Source organism: Nostoc sp. KVJ20 (assembly GCF_001712795.1).
In the GTDB taxonomy this organism is placed as follows: Bacteria; Cyanobacteriota; Cyanobacteriia; order Cyanobacteriales; family Nostocaceae; genus Nostoc.
In genome coordinates, this window is sequence record NZ_KV757774.1 from 1 (window position 1) to 6,324 (window position 6,324).

Below are 6,324 nucleotides of genomic sequence, written 5' to 3' on the forward strand. Positions count from 1 at the left end.
CCTCCTGCCCCCTGCCTCCTGCCCCCTGCCTCCTGCCTCTGCCTCCTGCCTCCTGCCTCCTGCCTCCTTCACTGGAAATCCCTTACAAATAATTTTTTACCTTGGAACTGGTACTTGGTTAATTACCGACGCAATTACCGCATCCATTTGTAAACCATCCAGCATCGCTTCTGGTTTCAAAATCAGGCGATGACGTAGCAGCGGCGATGCAACTGCTTTAACATCATCTGGTGTGACAAAATCTCTTCCAGTTACCCAGGCTAATGCTTGAGATGTCTGCAACCAAGCACCAGCGGCGCGAGGCGATGCACCCAAAGTTAAATCAGGATACTGACGCGATGTTCTCACCAACGCCAACAAATAATCAACGATCGCTTCTGATACTTTAACTTCTTTGACTGCTTGTCGTGCTTGCAAAATGTCGGCTACTGTTGCAATTGGTTTCAAACGGCCAATATCCAAACGCCGGGCTGCAAAACCCGCTTGACGATTCAGTAACATTTGCTTTTCAGCAGCTTGATCTGGATAATCTACCACCAGCTTAAATAAAAATCTGTCCAACTGCGCCTCTGGTAAGGGATAAGTCCCCTCAAATTCCAGAGGATTTTGGGTTGCAATCACCCAAAATAAATCTGGTAAGGGCAAACTTTCACCATCCAGCGTTACCTGCATCTCTTCCATTGCTTCCAGTAGCGCCGCTTGCGTCTTGGGAGGAGTACGGTTAATTTCGTCAGCTAGCAGCACTTCGGTAAATATTGGCCCTTTTTTCAAAGTGAAATTGCGGCTATTTAAGTCAAAAATATTTGTACCAGTAATATCTGAAGGTAAAACATCTGGTGTTAGTTGAATCCGGCGAAAATCCCCCTGAATTAGCTGCGCCAACACTTTTACTAAGAGAGTTTTACCAGTTCCCGGTACTCCTTCTAAAATTACGTGTCCACCCGCTAGCAGTGCTACTAAAAGTTGTTGTATTAAGCTAGATTGTCCGACAATAACTTGATTAAGACCTTGACCAAGGCGAATTAAGATAGGATGAGTTTCGCTCATATTTTTATTGATAAATAACTAATACAGAAATATTATGCATAATTCCCAAAAATTAATTACGAATTACGAATTACGAATTAATCTAATGGTTCGCCATTTCCCCAACCAGCTTAACAGGTCTTTTTCACTGATGGGTTGTTTGCGAGATTGTAGCTTTAAAACTGCATCTAGTTCCGCTGCACTTGCGCCTGTTTTTTCTATCCAGAAATTGATCAAGGCTTGGCGTTCTAAAAGTACTTGCCCTAATCCCAAAGCTTTTTGGAGTTGTAGTTGTTCTTCTTTACCCACCATCTCTACAACAAAGTTGGTGGTATCAGCTTTCTGCAACACTCCCGCTAAAGCTTGGATGTATGCTTCGCTGTTATCTACAATTGGTGTATCCAAAGCTACTGGTTTGCCAAAGCGGCGATTCTGCGCCCAAGTTAGCACTAATAGCAGGATACCTACCTGTATCAATATTGGAAATAAAGGAGTTTTAGCAAAAAAACTAAATAAATTTCCTTCGCTTTCTTTCTTTCTGACATCGGTATCTTTATAGCCGTGGATGTATTCATCGACTAATACTGTGTTACTTTTTTCAGTTACTAAACTGGCTAGATACTTGAAATTACTTAAATAATCTTGGTAGGCGTTGGCGGCTAAATAAGGAGTGGTAGAAAAAATCACCTTTCCCTGTTTGTAATTTTCTTCCCAGACAACAGCACCAAAGCGATCGCCTAAATCAACTTGCTGGGAGTTAGCTTTTTTATATCGTCTACGTGTATCAATTTTAATATCACCTTGGGGAGATTTTTGCATAGTGCTAAACTCTGCTTCTGTAACCCGCGCCCCAGCCCCCAAAATTACTAAAGTATTCCCTTTTTCTACCCATTCACGCTCTTGATTATCCAGTGTCGTCTCCCTTGGATAGCCGCCTACCTGTAGTAGAGTAACTGGGCTGTTCTCTGGCTGAATATCACTAAAAGGCTTTTGCCAGCGCTTGATAGAAGTTCCCTGCTGTTGCATAAAAGCATACCAAGCACCATAGCCATCAGGGGCGCGGTTATAGGTAGAGCCAGTGTTAAGTTTAGTATTATTGGGAGCCGCAAACAAACTAAGTAAAACGATCGCAGCGAGTGCGATCGCTCCTATCCAAGCAAGGCGATTTGAACGTTTCATTTTCGATCACTATAATGACTTCGTTTCAGTATCACTAGTGCTAATACTTACTTATTTTCCAGATAAAGTCAAAAATATAGTTAATTTTTTTACACCAGTTTTCATTTAGTTGGAAGTTCCAAAAAACCCCACCCTTGTAAGGAGTGGGGTTTATACGGTAACTAAGGCTATTTAACCGCACATAGATAATATCAGAGATCACTCAAATTGCATAAGCGATCGCCCCGATACAACAATAAAACCGACAGAATCAAGCCTAATCTGGGGTTGGCGAATTCCTTGTAAAATAGCTGCATTTAAAGCAGTTTCTATCTTCAATTCTTCAGCTAATGCATTATCCCAACTTTGCTGGTTCAGACGCAGCCGTAATTGTTCTACTCTATTGGCTAATTTCTTTTCGGCGACCTTAGCACAATTTTGGCATAAGTCAATAAAATCGGGACGATTGGAAAGTAATTCCGCAGAAGTATTACGCACCTGATAGCAGAAATTTTGCCATTTACTAGGATCAACAAAATCGTCAATAATTCCTAATCTCTCTTTTGCCAGATTGTAATCTCGTCCTTGATTATTGTTTTTATCTTTATATGGACGTTGCAAAATACTTAAAAGGGCTTTATCCTCAACAACGCATATTGGCTCATTGCGACCATCAACATAGATAGTTTCTATAATTGGCGGAAATAAAGCATCAACACGTCGCTGCAAGTTTTTGAATTGAGAATTATCTAGTTTGTTATCTAGTAAAACTTGTTTGGCATTTCTTAAATTTGCTTCAACTACATAATTGCATTGGAAACCGAACCACTCTTTCCCTTCTTTCGCATCCCAAGATGCATCAGTGCGCCACATCGCAAAGGCTTCACCTCGGTCATCCCAGTTTATATAGTTCCAGAGTGCTTCGACAAATCCTTCCCCGACTCGAAAGAGTTTAACACCAGGATTCTGGTTTGCTATTCTGCGATTATAAGTACCAAATTGGTCTAGATAACTATCAGCAAAACGGTTTTTTAACTCATTGATGGGAACCAATGTCCGCGTTGAAGGTTGATAACGTCGCATATCTGATGAATCTGGATTGTTGAGTCCTCTGAATCCCAGCGCGTCACAAATCCAGCCTTCAATAGCTCGTTTCATTTCTAGATGACAAGCATCGTAATTATCTAGCTCTTGAAAATACTCGGTGGCAATTTCATCGTTAGCGTCAATTTCATCTAGAGCATTTTGTTCGCTAATTTTTGCTATTTCAGCTTCAATTTGCTCTTGAATTGGTGAAATCATTTCTAACAATCCAGCCGCACTTGATTGAAACAAAGTTGTTTCCAATTCTGCAAGTTTCTCATCCACATAAAACTGGAGACTGGCAATTGATTGTTGGAAAATACCAAACCCATCTTTTAATACTTTATACCAAGCATTGTGAGGGCTATCTTCTAAATATGGGCCAATTAAGGCGCAGGATTGGATACCAATTTTGCTGCCAATGCGGTCAAGTCTGCCAATTCTTTGTTCTAATTGATTAGGCGACCAAGGAAGATCAAAATGAATTAACCAATCGGCAAACTGGAGATTACGTCCTTCTTCTCCAGAGCGATCGCATACTAAAATAAAGCAGTTTGGGTTATCCTTGAACCTATTTAAGCCTTCCTCAACTTTGTCTGGTGATTCTCCAAATTGATGGCTAGCTATTGTCTCTGCACCAAAGGTATGAGATAAATACCGGACAATTTCGCCACAAGTTTGCACAAAACTGGTAAATACAATAAATTTGGGCAGAATATCACCAGTAATTGGTCTCTTGATTCTCTGCTGTATTCTCGTGATGAATTCCTTTTGATTCTTCCGAATGTTTGCGGGAATTTTGAAGTATGTACCTAACTGATTCAGCAGGACTGTTTTCAAATTTTCCCTCCGTTCTCCGTCCTCTTGAGGTTGACGAATAATTTTTAGGAAGGATTGCAGAATCTCTTCTTCGCCTGCGAATTTGGGGGTTGTAGTTAAGATGCGAATATCATCTTCTTTAAATTCCTGGATGAGTTTAGCATGAGGTTTACCAGTTAAACGGGCGGTAATTACCTGTTCTAAAATCCCTAACCAAGTACCAGCAGCTAGGAATAACAGCAGAAAAATTCCCTGATATTGCTTGTCAACAGGAGCAACACTACGCCATTGATTGAGTAGTTCGTGGATATCAAGCGATCGCTCGTCCAAATCATACTCTTCTTTGGGCGTGAAATTGCGGTCAAAGATCACATCTTCTACCGCAGCGCGACGGTTGCGAAGCATTCGGCGGTGTAGTCGATAGGTATCGCTGACGTGGACGCGAATCGCTTGGACGATTTGCTCTTGCTCAGTAGAATTTGTTTGTAAGCAATTTTCTAAATCATCCGCCAGCTTTAGTAAATACTCATCCTCAGTAAAGAGGTTTCGTAGTTGCTGCAAGTTGTTTTTGAGAACCAGAGGTTCCGCACCTTCTTTAAAAGAAAGGAGAACTTTACCAGCTTGCTGACGGCTTTCTACTTTGGCGCGAAAACCTTCTAAATCACCAATTTTATAGGTTGTCGGGTCGAGCAAGTGCAACATGGCCAGAAAATCTTGCTCATGGTTGAGAACAGGAGTGGCAGATAATAAAAGTAAGCGATCGCTTTTATGAGCAATTTCTTTGCAAGTCTGAAAACGCTGGCGCACTGTTGCATCCTTAGAGGTGGCCATTGCCGCGATGTGATGGGCTTCATCTAAAATTAAGCAGCCTATCCTTGCTTTCAGGTTGATTTTATGGATATCTTCAACCGCCAGCACCGCTACCCGTTTGCCAAAATGGGAGATGTAAAACTTGTTTTCTAACTCAGTCCGCCATTGTTTAAGCAAATATTGCGGAACTAATACTACCGCCCCTTTTTTCGGTTCATCCAGGAGGAATTGACGAAGAATTGCACCCGCTTCGATGGTTTTTCCGAGTCCCACCTCGTCTGCTAGCAAGTAGCGTTGAATAGGGTCTTCCAGTACCCGCCTGACTACTTCAACTTGGTGAGGATAAAGGTTGATATTTGCCGAAATCAATCCTGTCATCCCGCGACTCACAGCGCGTTGCTTAATCAAGGATTTCACGAACGCCAATCTTTTATCGTGGAAGTAGGGCGTTTCGTGACCCTTCATCGCCAGAGTTTGGATGGGGTCTGTATTTGGGAGATTACAACGAACGTAAATGTCTTCAACAGAAGCGATCGCAGTTTTCTTGTCTGGTAAATCAATTTGATACATTTCCGTATCTTCATCCCAGATGAAAACTCTGCCAACTATCCATTGATCCTGAGTTTGGGATTTAATATAGCATCGAGCCTGTGGTTCAAGCCTAACCTGAGAGAGCGAGCTTACAGGTAAAGTTTTTTGAAGACGCTGCCCTATAGAGCAGAAATACTCAACGTTTGCATTGGCATCAGATATTTCGGTAACTTTTCCGATACCCAAAGAGTTATTCTGGGACTGTACCAATAAACCAAGCTTAATCATAGATCCAGTCCCCTGAACAAAGTAAAAGAACCTTCCAGACTAGTTTTTTCACCTATATCTGGAAATTTTGTCGATCAACATTATAGATAATAAAACAGGAGTCAGAATACAGAATTCAGAATTCAGAATACTCTACCCATAAGGGGATAGAGTTTTAAGGCGAGAATAGTTTAATTTTTTTCGCCTACTAGGGGCAAGTTTTAACCAATATTCGTCACCCACTCGTACAGAATTCATACTGTTAGCGATAGCGGGGCGTTTAGCCCATTCTGACTTCTGAGTTCTGAATTCTTCTTATAAACTGGGATTACAGTTTTTCGTTTTCGCGATCGCTATGCTTTTACGAAGATATAAAAGCTTACTCAAAATCAGCATATTTGTACTTTTACTTAAGATTACTGACTTTTGAGTATAAATTCATCTTCCGATTGATAGACTCAGCAGCATTCAAGTCTGGCATATCAGTTTGAGACTAGACTTAACCTCAAGAATATCCATTTAAACTGGACAAAGTACTTTAGGTTTCATTTAATTTCATCTAGTACAACACGGCGGAAATAAACCAATCATTCCCAATCAACGAAACCCTTATGCTGTATTCATTTTTAA

General features: G+C 41.1%; 3 protein-coding genes. All 3 read right to left on the bottom strand.

The genetic code is table 11. The annotated features are described in order from the left end of the window. Positions 1-96: 96 nt before the first annotated feature. Positions 97-1,047 (bottom strand): AAA family ATPase, encoded by a 951-nt coding sequence (locus A4S05_RS36240; protein WP_069074589.1) that lies wholly within the window; start codon positions 1,045-1,047, stop codon positions 97-99. A 63-nt stretch (positions 1,048-1,110) separates the two neighbouring features. Further along, positions 1,111-2,205 (bottom strand): DUF4350 domain-containing protein, encoded by a 1,095-nt coding sequence (locus A4S05_RS36245; RefSeq protein ID WP_069074590.1) that lies wholly within the window; start codon positions 2,203-2,205, stop codon positions 1,111-1,113. Positions 2,206-2,403: 198 nt separating this feature from the next. Next, a complete protein-coding gene (gene dpdE / locus A4S05_RS36250) occupies positions 2,404-5,715 on the bottom strand; it encodes a protein DpdE (protein WP_069074591.1) in 3,312 nt (1,103 codons plus the stop codon). Positions 5,716-6,324: the final 609 nt, after the last annotated feature.